We start from the raw sequence: 16181 nt of genomic DNA on the forward strand, positions 1-16181 counted from the left end.
CGCCGACCGTAGACTGGGGCGGTACGTCCGGTACCCGATGAGTGGACCGGAACGGTCATTCACGACAAGGGTGGATGCGTGGATCCGTCCGACTTCGCCGAATTCGGCGAGTTCGCCCCGCTCGCCGACGGCCTCGGCGACCCGAGCGATCCCGGCAACCGTCCGGCCCGACTCGCCGTCGGCGTGGTCGGCACCGGCCGGGTCGGCCCCGCGCTCGGCGCCGCCCTGCAGCTCGCCGGGCACACCGTGGTCGCCGCCTCCGGGGTGTCCGCCACCTCCCGCCGCCGTGCCGAGGCGCTGCTGCCGGGCGTGCGGATCGTCACCCCGCCGCAGGTGCTGGCCGCCGCCGACCTGGTCCTGCTGACCGTCCCGGACGACGCGCTGGCCGACCTGGTGGTCGGTCTGGCCGCCACCGGCGCCGTCCGCCCCGGCCAGCTGGTCGTGCACACCTCCGGCGCGCACGGTGTCGCCATCCTGGAGCCCGCCACCCGGGCCGGGGCGCTGCCGCTGGCCCTGCACCCGGCGATGACCTTCACCGGCACCTCGGTCGACCTGGACCGGCTGGCCGGCTGCCCGTTCGGCGTGACCGCCCCCGAGGAGCTGCGGCCGGTCGCCGAGGCGCTGGTGGTGGAGATGGGCGGCGAGCCCGAGTGGGTGCCCGAGGAGGTCCGCCCGCTCTACCACACCGCCCTCGCGCACGGCGCGAACCACCTGGTCACCCTGGTCGCCCAGGCGATGGAGCTGCTGCGCACGGCCGGCGTCGCCGAGCCCGGCCGGATGCTCGGCCCGCTGCTGGGCGCCGCCCTGGACAACAGCCTGCGCTCCGGCGACGCGGCCCTCACCGGCCCGGTCGCCCGGGGCGACGCGGGCACCGTACGGCGTCACCTGGCGCAGCTCAGTACGGTGTCCCCCGACATCCCGGCGGCGTACCGAGCGATGGCCCGCGCCACCGCGCAGCGGGCGCTCGCCAACGGAACGATCGACGACACGTCGGCGGCGGCGCTGCTGGACGTACTGAACGAGGAGAAGCCCTGATGGCACGCGGCAAGCAGCCGAACAAGCCCCAGCGGACGCCGAAGGTCCACCGGGCCGTCGTCACCCGCACCGTGGACGACTTCGAGGCCGCGTTCTGGCCGGACGAGCAGCCGGTGGACAACGCCGTGGTGATGACCATGGGCGCGCTGCACGAGGGCCACGCCGCGCTGATCCGGGCCGCCCGCAAGCAGGTCGGCCGGGACGGCCGGGTCGCGGTGACGGTCTTCGTCAACCCGCTGCAGTTCGGCCCGAGCGAGGACCTGGAGCGCTACCCGCGCAGCCTCGACGACGATGTGAAGCTGGCCGAGGAGAACGGCGCCGACGTGGTCTTCGCGCCGTCCGTCGAGGAGGTCTACCCGAACGGCGAGCCGCAGGTGCGCATCGTGGCGGGCCCGATGGGCGAGCGTTTCGAGGGCGCCACCCGGCCCGGCCACTTCGACGGCGTGCTGACCGTGGTCGCCAAGCTGCTGCACATCACCGACCCGGACTTCGCCTTCTTCGGCGAGAAGGACGCCCAGCAGCTGGCGGTCATCCAGCGGATGGTCGCCGACCTGGACTTCGACGTCGAGATCGTCGGCGTGCCGACCGCCCGCGAGGAGGACGGCCTGGCGCTGTCCTCGCGCAACCGCTACCTCTCGGAGGAGGAGCGCGCCCGCGCCCTGGCCCTGTCCAAGGCCCTGTTCGCCGGCCGGGACGCCGCCGCCCAGGGCCCGAAGGCCGTCCGCGAGGCCGCCTCGGCCGTCCTGGACGCCGCCGAGGGTGTCACCCTTGACTACCTCGCCCTGATCGACCCGCACGACTTCAGCGAAGCGGCGGACGGCTTCCAGGGCGAGGCGGTGCTGGCCGTCGCCGCGCAGGTGGGCTCGACCCGCCTCATCGACAACGTCCGCATCATCGTTCGCTAAGCACCACCGTTCGGTAGCCCAGCCCTCAGGCATGCACTCACAGGAGGCGTGACCCCATGCTCCGCACCATGCTCAAGTCCAAGATCCACCGGGCCACCGTGACCCAGGCCGACCTGCACTACGTCGGCTCCGTCACGGTGGACGAGGACCTGCTCGACGCCGCCGACCTGCTCCCCGGCGAGCTGGTCCACATCGTCGACATCAACAACGGCGCCCGGCTGGAGACGTACACCATCGCCGGCCCGCGCGGCTCCGGCGTGATCGGCATCAACGGCGCCGCCGCCCGGCTGGTCCACCCCGGCGACCTGGTCATCCTCATCGCCTACGGGCAGATGGACACGGCCGAGGCCAAGGGCTACGAGCCGAGCATCGTCTTCGTGGACGAGCGGAACCGGATCACCGGCCTGGGCGGCGACCCGGCGGAGGCCCAGGAGGGCACCGGGCTGCTCCGCGGCGACGCGGCGTACGGTGGCCGGGACGACGCGGCCGACGCCGCCTCTCGCTGAAGGAGCCACTGAGCCATGTCCGTTACGCATCGCCTCACCGCCCCGGCCCCCGGCTGGACCGCCGCCACCGACGTGGTGGTGGTCGGCTCCGGCATCGCCGGTCTCACCGTCGCCCTCAACGTCCGCAAGGCCGGCCTGCGGGCCATGGTGGTCACCAAGGCGATGCTGGACGAAGGCTCCACCCGCTGGGCCCAGGGCGGCATAGCCGCCGCCCTGGGCGAGGGGGACACCCCCGAGCAGCACCTGGACGACACTCTGGTGGCTGGCGCCGGGCTCTGCGACGAGGAGGCCGTGCGCACCATGGTCACCGAGGGCCCGGACGCCGTCCGCCGGCTGATCGCGGTCGGCGCCGCCTTCGACCGCGACGAGGCCGGCGAGATCCTGCTCACCCGCGAGGGCGGCCACCACCGCCGCCGGATCGTGCACGCGGGCGGGGACGCCACCGGCGCCGAGGTCTCCCGCGCCCTGGTCGCCGCCGTCCGCGACGACCCGGACCTGGAGCTGATCGAGCACGCGCTGGTGCTCGACCTGCTGACCGACGCCGAGGGCCACGCGGCCGGCCTCACCCTGCACGTGATGGGCGAGGGTCAGCGGGACGGCGTCGGCGCCGTCCGGGCCCGTGCGGTGGTGCTCGCCACCGGCGGCATGGGCCAGGTCTTCTCCGCCACCACCAACCCGGCGGTCTCCACCGGCGACGGTGTGGCGCTCGCGCTGCGGGCCGGCGCCGCCGTCACCGACCTGGAGTTCGTCCAGTTCCACCCGACCGTGCTCTGGCTCGGCCCCGAGGCCGAGGGCCAGCAGCCGCTGGTCTCCGAGGCCGTCCGCGGCGAGGGCGCCCACCTGGTGGACGCGGACGGCGTCCGCTTCATGGTCGGGCAGCACGAGCTGGCCGAGCTGGCCCCGCGCGACATCGTCGCCAAGGCGATCACCCGGCGCATGCAGGAGCAGGGCGCCGAGCACATGTACCTGGACGGGCGGCACTTCGGCGCCGAGATGTGGGAGCACCGCTTCCCGACCATCCTCGCCGCCTGCCGCGCCCACGGCATCGACCCGGTCACCGAGCCGATCCCCGTTGCCCCGGCCGCGCACCACGCCTCCGGCGGCGTCCGCACCGACCGGCACGGCCGTACCTCCGTCCCCGGCCTGTACGCCTGCGGCGAGGTCGCCTGCACCGGGGTGCACGGCGCCAACCGGCTGGCCTCCAACTCGCTGCTGGAGGGCCTGGTCTTCGCCGAGCGGATCGCGGCCGACCTGGCCGGGCGGCACCTGGCCGGCGAGCTGCCCGAGCGCGCCGTGGACGTCGCCGCCGCGCAGGCCGCGCACCCCGTCCCGCTGCCGCCGTCCGAGGCACGCGCCGACGTCCAGCGGCTGATGTCGCGCGGCGCGGGCGTGCTGCGCTCGGCCGCCTCGATGGCCGACGCCGCGGCCGGGCTCACCCTGATCGCCGAGCAGGCCTACGCACACGTCGCCGAGGAGAAACCGGCCGACCCCCGGGTGGAGACCTGGGAGGCCGCAAACCTGCTGCTGGTCTCCACCGCGCTGGTCGCGGCCGCCGCGCAGCGCGAGGAGACCCGCGGCTGCCACTGGCGCGAGGACTTCCCCGAGCGCGACGACGCCCACTGGCGGCGCCACCTGATCACCACCCTCGCCGCCACCGGCGGCCCCGTCAGCACCCCTGAGGAGCAGTAGAACCATGACCCACTCCCACGAGGAACTCCCCCTGGCCGACCAGGGCGGCTGCGGCGACGGCTGCGCCTGCGGGGACGGCGAGGGCTACGAGACCGGCCTGGACCCGCAGCTGGCCGAGCTGCTGGAGCAGGCCGGGCTGGACCCGGTCGAGGTCGAGGACATCGCCACCCTGGCGCTGGCCGAGGACCTGGCCGGCGGCGAGGACGTCACCTCGGTGGCCACCGTGCCCGCCGACGCCGTCGCCACCGCCGACTTCACCGCCCGTCAGGCCGGCGTGGTGGCCGGTCTGCGGGTCGCCGAGGCGGTCGTCTCGCTGATCTGCGAGGAGGAGTTCGAGGTCGAGCGGCACGTCGAGGACGGTGACCGGGTCGAGGCCGGCCAGGTGCTGCTCTCGGTCCGCTCCCGCACCCGCGACCTGCTGACCGCCGAGCGCAGCGCGCTCAACCTGCTCTGCCACCTGTCCGGCATCGCCACCGCGACCCGCGCCTGGGCGGACGCCCTGGAGGGCACCGGCGCGGTGGTCCGCGACACCCGCAAGACCACCCCGGGCCTGCGGGCGCTGGAGAAGTTCGCGGTGCGCTGCGGCGGCGGCGCCAACCACCGGATGGCGCTGTCCGACGCCGCCCTGGTGAAGGACAACCACGTGGTCGCGGCCGGCGGTGTGGCCGAGGCGTTCCGGGCCGTCCGGGCCGCGTACCCGGAGCTGCCGGTCGAGGTCGAGGTGGACGAGGTGGAGCAGATCGCGCCGGTGCTGGAGGCCGGGGCCGACCTGATCCTGCTGGACAACTTCACCGTCGAGCAGCTGAAGGAGGCCGTCGCGCTGGTGGCCGGCCGGGCGAAGCTGGAGGCCTCCGGCGGACTGACCCTGGCCGACGCGCGCGAGGTCGCCCAGACTGGTGTGGACTACCTGGCCGTGGGCGCGCTCACGCACTCCTCGCCGATCCTGGACATCGGCCTGGACCTGCGCGCCTGACCGTCAGGACCAGCGCAGACCCGTCCCGACTCGCAGAAAGCGCCCCATGCTCCTCACCATCGACGTCGGCAACACCCAGACCACGCTCGGCCTGTTCGACGGCGAGGAAGTGGTGGAACACTGGCGGATCTCCACCGATCCGCGCCGCACCGCCGATGAACTGGCGGTGCTGCTGCAGGGGTTGATGGGCAACCACACCGCGGCCCGGGAGGCCACCGTGGACGGCCTGGCGATCTGCTCGTCCGTTCCCGCCGTGCTCCACGAGCTCCGCGAGGTGACCCGCCGTTACTACGGCGACGTCCCCGCGGTGATCGTGGAGCCCGGCGTGAAGACCGGGGTGCACGTCCTGATGGACAACCCCAAGGAGGTCGGCGCCGACCGGATCGTCAACGCCCTGGCCGCCAACCACCTGTACGGCGGCCCGTGCATCGTGGTCGACTTCGGCACCGCGACCACCTTCGACGCCGTCAACGCCCGCGGCGACTACGTGGGCGGCGCGATCGCCCCCGGCATCGAGATCTCGGTGGAGGCCCTCGGCGTCCGCGGCGCCCAGCTGCGCAAGATCGAGCTGGCCCGCCCGCGCAACGTGATCGGCAAGAACACCGTCGAGGGCATGCAGTCCGGCATCCTCTACGGCTTCGCCGGGCAGGTCGACGGCCTGGTCGACCGGATGGCCCGCGAACTCGCCAAGGACCCGGACGACGTCCAGGTGATCGCCACCGGCGGCCTGGCCCCCCTCGTCCTCGGCGAGGCCACCACCATCGACGTCCACGAGCCCTGGCTCACCCTCATCGGCCTGCGCCTGGTCTACGAACGCAACCGTCCGAGCTGACCGGCTCCCCCCGTCGGGCCGAACGTGGGTGGTTCGGCGCGACGTTACCGACAAATCGGATATTCGTCACGTAGTGTCAACCCATGCCTACGCCACACGGATCGCGCGGCGGCATGGCCTTCAGCGCCGACGAAGTCCGCGTGCTGCGCCGAGCCCTCGCCCAAGCCCTGCACCCCGCCGTTCCCGTCCATCTCCAGGTGCCCGACCGGCCGGCCCTCACCGGGCCGGGCGCCGAACTGTGGGCGGAGGACGTCCAGGACGCGCTGCGTCTGACCGAGGCGATCGACGAGGCCGTCCAGGAGGGCGGCCGACTGCGCGCCTTCCTGCTCGCCGACCTCGGCCGCTACCGCTCCGCCCTGCCCGGCAGCGCGCCCGGCTACCTGGAACGGCTGGAGGAGGCGGTGTCCGACGGGTACCTGCCCGGGCCCGAGGACCTCACCGCACTGCGCGGGCTGATCCGTCAGCCCTGCGGCCACGGTGAACGGTCGCGCCGTTCGCGGCTGGCCGGGCGCTGCCACGCGCTGGCCGAGGCCGCCGTCCGCGAACGCCTCGCCCTCACCACCGGCCAGCCGCGCCACCTGGTGGCCGTACCGAGCCCCGCCGCACCCCCGAGCAGTCACCCCACCCCTGTAGGAGGACGGACCACCATGAGCAGCACCGACTCCCGCCCGGAGCAGCCCGCCGAGCCCGCCGCCGCGAACACCCCGCCCCGCCCGCACCGGATGCCCACCCCGGCCGAGCTCTTCGGCCGCCGGCCCAAGCCCCCGGCCCGGCCCGCCCCGGCCGGCGACGAGGCCCCCGAGGAGATCGAGCTCGCCACCGGCACCGGCTGAGCCGCCCCGCCCGCCCCGCAGGGGGGAGACCGCGACGGCGGTCTCCCCCCTTCCGCGTCCCGGCCTGTCCTTCCCGCCGGTCCCGGCCCGCTTCCCGCCGGTCCCGTCACGGAGCACCGTGTGTGGCTGGCTACCCTTGTGGGGTGAGCGATCAGAGTCTTGTTCCCGCGACCGACGACCTTCCCGAGCAGATGCGCGTCCGGCGCGAGAAGCTGGACCGGCTCCGGGCGGCCGGCGTCGACCCGTACCCGGTCGGATTCCCCCGCACCAGCACCATTGCGGACCTGCGTGCCAAGCACCCGGACCTGGAGCCGGACACCGCGACCGGCGAGCGGGCCGGCATCACCGGGCGGGTGATCCTCTCCCGCACCGGTGGCAAGCTGTGCTTCGCCACCCTGCGCGACGGCACCGGCGACCTGCAGGTGATGCTCTCCCTGGACAAGCTGGGCGCGGAGCGGCTGGCGGCCTGGAAGGCCGACATCGACCTCGGCGACCAGGTCGGCGTCGAGGGCGAGGTGATCACCTCCAAGCGCGGCGAGCTGTCCGTGATGGTGGACCGCTGGGAGCTCACCGCCAAGTGCCTGCGCCCGCTGCCGGACAAGCACAAGGGCCTGACCGACCCGGAGGCCCGGGTCCGCCAGCGCTACGTGGACCTGATCGTCAACCCCGAGGCCCGCGAGATCCTGCACCTGCGCAGCCGCGTGGTCCGCTCGATCCGCCGCACCTACGAGGACCGCGGCTACATCGAGGTCGAGACCCCGATGCTGCAGCCGGTGCACGGCGGCGCCAACGCGCGTCCGTTCAAGACGCACATCAACGCGTACGACATCGACCTCTACATGCGCATCGCCCCCGAGCTGTACCTCAAGCGGCTGGTGGTCGGCGGCGCCGAGAAGGTCTTCGAGATCAACCGCAACTTCCGCAACGAGGGCGCGGACTCCACCCACAACCCGGAGTTCACCTCGCTGGAGTCGTACGAGGCCTACGGCGACTACGACACCCAGGCCGAGCTGATCCGCGAGACGATCGTCAACGCGGCCCGGGACGCGCTGGGCACCACGGTGATCAAGGGCGTGGACGCCCACGGCGTCGAGCACGAGATCGACCTGGCCGAGCCGTGGGAGGAGGTCAGCGTCTACCCGGGCATCTCCGCCCGCCTGGGCGCCGAGGTCACCCCGGAGACCGGCGTCGAGGAGCTGCGCAAGCTGGCCGCCGAGCACGGCATCCCGTTCGAGAAGGACTGGGGCCACGGCCAGATCGTCCTGGAGATGGTCGAGCGTCTGCTGGAGGAGAACGCCGTCCGGCCGACCTTCATCAAGGACTACCCGACCGAGGTCTCCCCGCTGACCCGCCAGCACCGCTCGATCCCGGGCGTGGCCGAGAAGTGGGACCTGGTGATCTTCGGTACCGAGATCGGCACCGCCTACTCCGAGCTGGTCGACCCGGTCGAGCAGCGCGCCCGCCTCACCGCCCAGTCCCTGCTGGCGGCCGGCGGCGACGTCGAGGCGATGCAGGTGGACGAGGACTTCCTGCGCGCCCTGGAGTACGCGATGCCCCCGACCGGTGGCCTCGGCCTCGGCGTGGACCGCCTGATCATGCTGCTGACCGGCAAGAACATCCGGGAGACCGTGCTCTTCCCGCTGGTGAAGCCGGAGCCGAAGGCTGCCGCCGCGACGGCGGAGAAGACCGAGGAGGAGTGACCTGATGGACTACGTCAGCGCGATCGTGCCGCCGCTGGTCATGGCGATCGGTTTCGGGTTCCTGGTGCGGGCCATCGTCCGCAGCCAGGGCGGGAGCCAGCGGGCCAAGGAAGACTTCGACTGATCCCCCGGGGTCCCGGACGGTTCCGGGCCCCGGACGACCGGCGCGCCGCCATTCCCGATTCCCCGGGGTGGCGGCGCGCCGGTTTGGTGCACTTCACAAGATTTGCCCCAATCACTCCCTATCCTGGCCGCACTATGGTCCGGCAACTCGGCGAACTTGAGAACGCCATCATGACCCGGGTGTGGCAGTGGAACCGACCGGTGACGGTTCGCGAGGTTCTCCTGGATCTGCGGTCGGAACGCGAAATCGCGTACACCACGGTGATGACCGTCCTGGACAAGCTCCACAGAAAGGGCTGGCTGCGCCGCGAGCGGGTCGGCCGGGCCTATCGATATGAACCGGTCTCCTCACGTGAGGCGTACACGGCGGCCCTGATGAACGACGCCTGGGCCACCAGTGACAATCCGGCGGCCGCCCTGGTGCACTTCTTCGGCCTGATGTCGCCCGAGCAACGCGAGGCACTCCGGGACGCGCTGCGGGTCGCCGCGCTGTTCCCGGCCGATCCGCCGGGGGCCGATTCCCCGGCGGACGGGCCGGATACCGACGGGGCGGAAACCGGCGGACCCGATACCGGCGGACCGCATACCGGGGAGACCGCGCCGGGGCCGACGCGATAACGTCCCGCCATGGAGGTCACCATCCGCCGCGCACGGACCACGGACGTGCGGGCAGTACGCAGGCTCATCGACGCCTACTCGCGCGACGGCATTCTGCTGGACAAGCCCACTGTCACACTGTTCGAATCCGTCCAGGAGTTCTGGGTCGCGGAACGCGACGACAACGGCGCGGTGGTGGCCTGCGGCGCCCTGCACGTGATGTGGGAGGACCTCGCCGAGGTCCGGACACTCGCGGTGGATCCGGTCTGCCAGGGCTTCGGCATCGGGCATCTGCTGCTGGAGAAGCTGGTACAGACGGCGCGCTGGCTCGGCGTCCGTCGGATTTTCTGCTTGACGTTCGAGGTCGCGTTCTTCGCGAAACACGGTTTCGTCGAGATCGGGGAGCTCCAGGAAACCGATGATGGTACGACAGACCCGGCGGCGATCGCTACGGATGTCTATGAAGAACTCCTCCGCTCGTACGATGAAGGCGTCGCCGAGTTCCTTGACCTGGAGCGGGTGAAGCCCAACACACTGGGCAACTCGCGCATGCTGCTGCACCTCTGAGCGGCTCCGCCGGGGTCAAGGGTTTGTGTTTTCCGGAGAAAAGCGCTTTCCTTTCCTTAGGCAATGGGTCGTTTAGCGGAAAGGGAAGCCCGTGGCACAGAGGGTGCAGGTCATTCTTGAAGACGATCTCGACGGTGGTTCGGCGGACGAGACGGTGACGTTCGCGCTCGACGGCGTTGCCTACGAGATCGACCTGAAGAGCGCCAACGCGGACAAGCTCCGCGGTCTGCTGGCGCCGTACGTGGAGAAGGGCCGCAAGCAGAGCGGCCGGCTCGCAGGCCCCCGCCGCCCGGGCCGCGGCACGGCCCAGCGCCCCTCCGGCAGCGCTCCGGACACCGCGAAGGTGCGCGCGTGGGCCAAGGAGCAGGGCATGGATGTCAACGACCGCGGCCGCGTGCCGAGCACGGTCCGCGAGGCCTACGACAAGGCCAACGCGGCCTGACCCCGTCGCTGCCGGCACGCCGGAGCGGGTGCGGGGCCCCGGCGGCTGTGCACGGCGTCGACGACACACGCGCGGGGCGCGGAGGAGCCTCCTCCGCGCCCCGCAGCGCGTGCCCGAACGACCGGGGCGCCGCCGGTGCCGGGTCCGGTCCCGGGGGACGTCCGGGGGTCGGACTCGGGCGGCGGAACAATCACGAGCTGTGCAACGCTGTAGGGGCGAAGCGGTAACGCGGACACCACCGGGATGGCGTACCGACCACCTGGGCCTCCGTTGAACCACCGTCACCACGGCCCGACTTCTCGCCAGGCGAACACCGCCACCGCGGAAACTGCGCGAGAACCGCCCCGATACCGGGTATGAATGCAGGTGGACGGGTTCTGCGCCCGTCCAGGGGCAGTATGCGTGACCGGCCGGAGGGAGTCCGACCGCGTCCGGCGGCGCTTGTTCGCCGATGGCGTAGCGGATTCCGGTGCATCCGGCCCACCAGTGGGAACACCGAATCCCAGCATCAGGTTGGGATTGGTGTCGGCTGGTCGCGCAGCATCTCGCTCCTCTACCGGGGAGTGAATCCGTGGGCCGCGCCGCTGAGCGGGACTAGCATGCGGAAGGACAGGGCGGGGACGGACCCCGAACTGCCCGACCGCTCTGAGGAGCGATAAACGATGTTCGAGAGGTTCACCGACCGCGCGCGGCGGGTTGTCGTCCTGGCTCAGGAAGAAGCCCGGATGCTCAACCACAACTACATCGGCACCGAGCACATCCTCCTGGGTCTGATCCACGAGGGCGAGGGCGTCGCCGCCAAGGCCCTGGAGAGCCTCGGGATTTCTCTTGAGGCCGTTCGCCAGCAGGTCGAGGAGATCATCGGCCAGGGCCAGCAGGCCCCGTCCGGTCACATTCCCTTCACCCCCCGGGCGAAGAAGGTCCTGGAGCTGTCGCTCCGAGAGGCCCTGCAGCTCGGCCACAACTACATCGGCACCGAGCACATCCTGCTCGGCCTGATCCGCGAGGGCGAGGGCGTCGCCGCCCAGGTCCTGGTCAAGCTGGGTGCCGACCTCAACCGGGTGCGCCAGCAGGTCATCCAGCTGCTCTCCGGTTACCAGACCAGCGGCGGCAAGGAGTCGGCCACGGCCGGCGGGCCCGCCGAGGGCACCCCGTCGACCTCGCTGGTCCTGGACCAGTTCGGCCGCAACCTCACCCAGGCCGCCCGCGAGGCCAAGCTCGACCCGGTCATCGGGCGCGAGAAGGAGATCGAGCGGGTCATGCAGGTGCTGTCCCGCCGCACCAAGAACAACCCGGTGCTGATCGGTGAGCCCGGCGTCGGCAAGACCGCCGTGGTCGAGGGCCTGGCGCAGGCGATCGTCAAGGGCGAGGTCCCGGAGACGCTCAAGGACAAGCAGCTCTACACGCTGGACCTGGGCGCCCTGGTGGCCGGCTCGCGCTACCGCGGTGACTTCGAGGAGCGCCTGAAGAAGGTGCTCAAGGAGATCCGCACCCGCGGCGACATCATCCTGTTCATCGACGAGCTGCACACCCTGGTCGGCGCGGGCGCCGCCGAGGGCGCCATCGACGCCGCCAGCATCCTCAAGCCGATGCTGGCCCGCGGCGAGCTGCAGACCATCGGTGCCACCACCCTGGACGAGTACCGCAAGCACCTGGAGAAGGACGCCGCGCTGGAGCGCCGCTTCCAGCCGATCCAGGTCGCGGAGCCCTCGCTGCCGCACACCATCGAGATCCTCAAGGGCCTGCGCGACCGCTACGAGGCCCACCACCGGGTCTCCATCACGGACGCCGCCCTGGTCGCCGCCGCCACCCTGGCCGACCGGTACATCTCGGACCGCTTCCTGCCGGACAAGGCGATCGACCTGATCGACGAGGCCGGCTCCCGAATGCGCATCCGCCGGATGACCGCGCCGCCGGACCTGCGCGAGTTCGACGAGAAGATCGCCGACGTGCGCCGCGAGAAGGAGAGCGCGATCGACGCGCAGGACTTCGAGAAGGCCGCGTCCCTGCGCGACGACGAGAAGCAGCTCCTGCAGGCCAAGGCCAAGCGCGAGAAGGAGTGGAAGGCCGGCGACATGGACGTCGTCGCGGAGGTCAACGAGGAGCTCATCGCCGAGGTCCTGGCCACCGCCACCGGCATCCCGGTCTTCAAGCTGACCGAGGAGGAGACCTCGCGTCTGCTGCGCATGGAGGACGAGCTGCACAAGCGCGTCATCGGCCAGAAGGACGCCATCAAGGCGCTCTCCCAGGCCATCCGACGCACCCGTGCGGGCCTCAAGGACCCGAAGCGCCCCGGCGGTTCGTTCATCTTCGCCGGCCCGTCCGGCGTCGGTAAGACCGAGCTGTCCAAGACGCTGGCGGAGTTCCTCTTCGGCGACGAGGACGCGCTGATCGCGCTCGACATGTCCGAGTTCTCCGAGAAGCACACCGTCTCCCGGCTGTTCGGCTCCCCGCCCGGCTACGTGGGCTACGAGGAGGGCGGCCAGCTGACCGAGAAGGTCCGCCGCAAGCCGTTCTCGGTCGTCCTCTTCGACGAGGTCGAGAAGGCCCACCCGGACATCTTCAACTCGCTGCTGCAGATCCTGGAGGACGGTCGCCTGACCGACTCCCAGGGCCGGGTGGTCGACTTCAAGAACACCGTCATCATCATGACGACCAACCTCGGCACCCGGGACATCTCCAAGGGCTTCAACCTGGGCTTCGCGGCCACGGGTGACACCCAGAGCGGGTACGAGCGGATGAAGGCGAAGGTCGGCGAGGAGCTCAAGCAGCACTTCCGCCCCGAGTTCCTGAACCGTGTCGACGACATCGTCGTGTTCCACCAGCTGTCCGAGGAAGACATCATCCAGATCGTCGACCTCATGATCGACAAGGTGGACGAGCGACTCAAGGACAAGGACATGGACCTCGAGCTCAGCGTCGAGGCCAAGAAGCTGCTGGCCAAGCGCGGCTACGACCCGATCCTGGGTGCCCGTCCGCTGCGCCGCACCATCCAGCGCGAGATCGAGGACCACCTCTCCGAGAAGATCCTCTTCGGGGAGCTGCGGGCCGGCCACATCGTCGTCGTCGACGTCGAGGGTGAGGGCAAGGAGGCCAAGTTCACCTTCCGCGGCGAGGAGAAGTCGGCCGTCGCGGACACCCCGGCCGCGGTCGCCTCGTCCGGTCCCGACCTGACGAAGTAGCCCAACTTTTAACAGACAACTTCACAGCAACCGAGCCCCCGGCGTTCGCGCCGGGGGCTCGGTGCGTTCCGCCCCGCCGAAGCGGGTGCCACCACCGGCCGGAGCGGGCGGCCCCCGGGCTGGTTAGTACGGATGCGCTCGATTTCTCAGGCAGGTTTAACGAACATACGGTTGACAGATGGTCAGCTGACGGGAAGTCGCGGAGCATAGCGCCGTGGCCATGTCATGGTCAAGGTCTATCTTTTTTGTGCACGCTTGTATCAAATGACGTCCACCTGTCTTTCATTTTGGTTTGCCGGGCTTTGGCTAAGAGCTGGCCCCGGTCGGGGAGGACGTCACACCGTTGAAGAACACCAGGAGAACCGCTGCGGCCGCGACGGCCGCGGCGGTCATAGTCGCGCTCGGCGCGGGTCTTTTCCCGAGCACCGCCGTCGCCGCCGGCTCGGCCCCCGTGCCGAAGGACCCGGCTGATGCCGTCCAGTCGAACACCGAGCACAACATCCCGGGCCCGTTGACCGCGAAGGTGGAGGCCGAGCAGAAGGCCGCCACCGAGCAGGTGCTCAACGGCACCGCCCAGGTCGAGCAGCACAACGGCAGCACCAGCGTGAAGCTCGGCAAGGACAAGTACGTGGAGCTCGCCCGCGAGCGCACGGACAAGATCTTCACGATCCTCGTCGACTTCGGCGACCAGGTCGACAACACCACCAAGACCGCCGACGGCAAGGTCAAGTACGGTGGCGAGGCCGGCCCCAAGCACAACGAGATCGCGGCGCCGGATCGCGCCACGAACAACTCGACCGCCTGGCAGGCCGACTACAACCAGCAGCACTACCAGGAGCTGTACTTCTCCAAGGACAAGCCCTCGCTGAAGACCTTCTACGAGAAGCAGTCCTCGGGCCGCTACTCGGTCGACGGCGTGGTCTCGGACTGGGTCCGGGTGCCGTGGAACGAGGCCCGGTACGGCTCCGACTACTGCGGCTCCAACGTCTGCGCCAGCGCCCAGGACCTGATCCGCGACGCCGTGGACATCTGGTACAAGGACCAGCTGGCCAAGGGTCAGACCGACGCGCAGATCAAGGCGACGCTGGCCCAGTACGACCAGTGGGACCGCTACGGTTCGCACCACGACGGGAACTTCAACCAGCCCGACGGGTACATCGACCACTTCCAGATCGTGCACGCCGGTGAGGACAAGTCGGCCGGTGGCGGCAAGCAGGGCACCAAGGCCCTGTGGGCCCACCGCTCTTACGTCTACGGCAACCTGACGGGCCAGGCCGGCCCCGAGGGCAACAAGCTCGGTGGCGTCCAGGTCGGCAGCTCCGGCCTCTGGATCGGCGACTACACGATGCAGCCGGAGAACGGCGGCCTCGGCGTCTTCGCCCACGAGTACGGCCACGACCTCGGTCTGCCGGACCTCTACGACACCGCCGGCAAGGGCATCGACAACTCGGTCGGCTTCTGGTCGCTGATGTCCTCCGGTTCCTGGCTCGGCGAGGGCAAGGACAGCATCGGCGACATGCCGAACGACCTCGACGCCTGGAGCAAGTACCAGCTCGGTTGGCTGAAGGTCGACCGCGCCAAGGCGGGCACCGAGTCGACGCACCACATCGGCCCGGTGGAGTACAACACCAACCTGCCGCAGGCGCTCCTCGTCGACCTGCCGAAGAAGAGCATCACCACCGACATCAACAAGCCGTTCGCGGGCGGCAACGAGTGGTGGAGCGGCAGCGCCGACAACCTCAACGTCACGCTCACCCGTGAGCTCGACCTGACCGGCAAGACCAAGGCCAGCATCAACGCCAAGGCCTGGTACGAGCTGGAGCCGGACTTCGACTACGCCTTCGGCGAGGTCTCCACCGACGGTGGCAAGACCTGGACCGTCGTGGACGGCACCTGGAACGGCGCCCCGCTCCCCAAGGAGAACGGCCGCCCGGCCGTCAACGGCCTCGCCGCCGCCTGGGGCGACCTGTCCTTCAACCTGGACGCCTACGCCGGCCAGAAGGTCCAGTTCCGCTACCACAACACCACTGACGGCGGCCTGCACTACCGCGGCTTCGCGGTGGACAACGTCTCGGTGACCGCCGACGGCGCCACCGTGTTCAGCGACGACGTGGAGAACGGTGTCAACGGCTGGGCCGCCACCGGCTTCACCCGCTTCGGCGGCTCGTACACCAAGGACTACGCGCAGTACTACATCGCGGAGAACAAGCAGTACGTGTCGTTCGACCAGACGCTGAAGACCGGCCCGTACAACTTCGGCTTCGCCGACAAGCCGGGCTGGGTCGAGCACTACGCGTACCAGCCCGGTCTGCTGATCTGGTACTGGGACGCGTCGCAGACCGACAACAACGTCAGCGCCCACCCGGGCCACGGCCTGGTCCTGCCGGTCGACTCGCACCCGACCCCGGTCAAGTGGAGCGATGGCAGCCTGATGCGTCCGCGCGTGCAGGGCGCCGACTCCACCTTCGGCTCGCGCCGCGTCCCCGCGCTGACCCTGCACAAGGCCGGCGTCGAGACCGTCATCCCGAAGGCGAAGGGCGTCGACGAGTTCAACGACCTGAAGTCGTGGTGGTCCAAGGACAACCCGTACAGCGGTGTGGACGTGCCGAAGACCGGCACCAGCATCGAGGTCGAGAACGAGTCCTCGAACTACCTGGAGACCTGGATCCGGGTCCGTCCGGTCGACAACTGATCGAGCCCGTAGCGATCAGCCTGTGACCAGGCAGCTCTGACAACTCCACGTCCGGCCCGTCCCCGCATCGCGCGGGGGCGGGCCGGACGCTTTGCCGGGCCCTGC

13 protein-coding genes are annotated in these 16181 nt (G+C 70.8%); all 13 read left to right on the top strand.

Annotation, left to right across the window (positions count from 1 at the left end; translation table 11 throughout):
• The first annotated feature begins 183 nt into the window (after window positions 1–183).
• Window positions 184–1035, top strand: a complete 852-nt coding sequence (locus tag ACZ51D_RS15300; protein ID WP_465616354.1) for a Rossmann-like and DUF2520 domain-containing protein — start codon at window positions 184–186, stop codon at window positions 1033–1035.
• On the top strand, window positions 1035–1940 hold the full coding sequence (gene panC / locus ACZ51D_RS15305) for a pantoate--beta-alanine ligase (RefSeq protein WP_465615947.1): 906 nt from the start codon (window positions 1035–1037) through the stop codon (window positions 1938–1940). The genes ACZ51D_RS15300 and panC overlap by 1 nt, the downstream gene beginning before the upstream one ends.
• 56 nt (window positions 1941–1996) lie before the next feature.
• The gene (gene panD, locus ACZ51D_RS15310) at window positions 1997–2446 is read left to right on the top strand and encodes an aspartate 1-decarboxylase (protein ID WP_360495726.1); all 450 of its coding nucleotides are present in this window, start codon (window positions 1997–1999) and stop codon (window positions 2444–2446) included.
• A 15-nt stretch (window positions 2447–2461) separates the two neighbouring features.
• A complete protein-coding gene (locus tag ACZ51D_RS15315) occupies window positions 2462–4135 on the top strand; it encodes an L-aspartate oxidase (RefSeq protein WP_465615945.1) in 1674 nt (557 codons plus the stop codon).
• Between the two features lie 4 nt (window positions 4136–4139).
• Window positions 4140–5108: a carboxylating nicotinate-nucleotide diphosphorylase gene (gene nadC / locus ACZ51D_RS15320; RefSeq protein ID WP_360495731.1), complete on the top strand. Its 969-nt coding sequence runs from the start codon at window positions 4140–4142 to the stop codon at window positions 5106–5108.
• A 46-nt stretch (window positions 5109–5154) separates the two neighbouring features.
• Entirely contained in the window at window positions 5155–5940 is a 786-nt protein-coding gene (locus ACZ51D_RS15325; RefSeq protein ID WP_360495734.1) for a type III pantothenate kinase, read from the top strand.
• An 83-nt stretch (window positions 5941–6023) separates the two neighbouring features.
• A complete protein-coding gene (locus ACZ51D_RS15330; RefSeq protein WP_465615942.1) occupies window positions 6024–6773 on the top strand; it encodes a hypothetical protein in 750 nt (249 codons plus the stop codon).
• Window positions 6774–6916: 143 nt separating this feature from the next.
• Window positions 6917–8473, top strand: a complete 1557-nt coding sequence (gene lysX, locus ACZ51D_RS15335; RefSeq protein WP_360495738.1) for a bifunctional lysylphosphatidylglycerol synthetase/lysine--tRNA ligase LysX — start codon at window positions 6917–6919, stop codon at window positions 8471–8473.
• A 258-nt stretch (window positions 8474–8731) separates the two neighbouring features.
• Window positions 8732–9214, top strand: a complete 483-nt coding sequence (locus ACZ51D_RS15340) for a BlaI/MecI/CopY family transcriptional regulator (protein WP_465615940.1) — start codon at window positions 8732–8734, stop codon at window positions 9212–9214.
• 9 nt (window positions 9215–9223) lie between these two features.
• On the top strand, window positions 9224–9760 hold the full coding sequence (locus ACZ51D_RS15345) for an amino-acid N-acetyltransferase (RefSeq protein ID WP_465615938.1): 537 nt from the start codon (window positions 9224–9226) through the stop codon (window positions 9758–9760).
• A gap of 91 nt (window positions 9761–9851) precedes the next feature.
• On the top strand, window positions 9852–10202 hold the full coding sequence (locus ACZ51D_RS15350; protein ID WP_360495746.1) for a histone-like nucleoid-structuring protein Lsr2: 351 nt from the start codon (window positions 9852–9854) through the stop codon (window positions 10200–10202).
• A gap of 662 nt (window positions 10203–10864) precedes the next feature.
• Window positions 10865–13384, top strand: coding sequence for an ATP-dependent Clp protease ATP-binding subunit (locus ACZ51D_RS15355; RefSeq protein WP_360495749.1), 2520 nt, complete (start codon window positions 10865–10867; stop codon window positions 13382–13384).
• A 343-nt stretch (window positions 13385–13727) separates the two neighbouring features.
• A complete protein-coding gene (locus tag ACZ51D_RS15360; protein WP_465615935.1) occupies window positions 13728–16076 on the top strand; it encodes an immune inhibitor A domain-containing protein in 2349 nt (782 codons plus the stop codon).
• Window positions 16077–16181: the final 105 nt, after the last annotated feature.

Source organism: Kitasatospora sp. NPDC033851, assembly GCF_055576085.1.

Bases quoted from the DNA above. Each gene is read 5' to 3' on its own strand.
- panD (WP_360495726.1), top strand. From the start codon at position 1,997: ATGCTCCGCACCATGCTCAAGTCCAAGATCCACCGGGCCACCGTGACC.
- ACZ51D_RS15345 (WP_465615938.1), top strand. From the start codon at position 9,224: ATGGAGGTCACCATCCGCCGCGCACGGACCACGGACGTGCGGGCAGTA.
- ACZ51D_RS15355 (WP_360495749.1), top strand. From the start codon at position 10,865: ATGTTCGAGAGGTTCACCGACCGCGCGCGGCGGGTTGTCGTCCTGGCT.
- panC (WP_465615947.1), top strand. From the start codon at position 1,035: ATGGCACGCGGCAAGCAGCCGAACAAGCCCCAGCGGACGCCGAAGGTC.
- ACZ51D_RS15315 (WP_465615945.1), top strand. From the start codon at position 2,462: ATGTCCGTTACGCATCGCCTCACCGCCCCGGCCCCCGGCTGGACCGCC.
- ACZ51D_RS15340 (WP_465615940.1), top strand. From the start codon at position 8,732: ATGGTCCGGCAACTCGGCGAACTTGAGAACGCCATCATGACCCGGGTG.
- ACZ51D_RS15325 (WP_360495734.1), top strand. From the start codon at position 5,155: ATGCTCCTCACCATCGACGTCGGCAACACCCAGACCACGCTCGGCCTG.
- ACZ51D_RS15330 (WP_465615942.1), top strand. From the start codon at position 6,024: ATGCCTACGCCACACGGATCGCGCGGCGGCATGGCCTTCAGCGCCGAC.
- nadC (WP_360495731.1), top strand. From the start codon at position 4,140: ATGACCCACTCCCACGAGGAACTCCCCCTGGCCGACCAGGGCGGCTGC.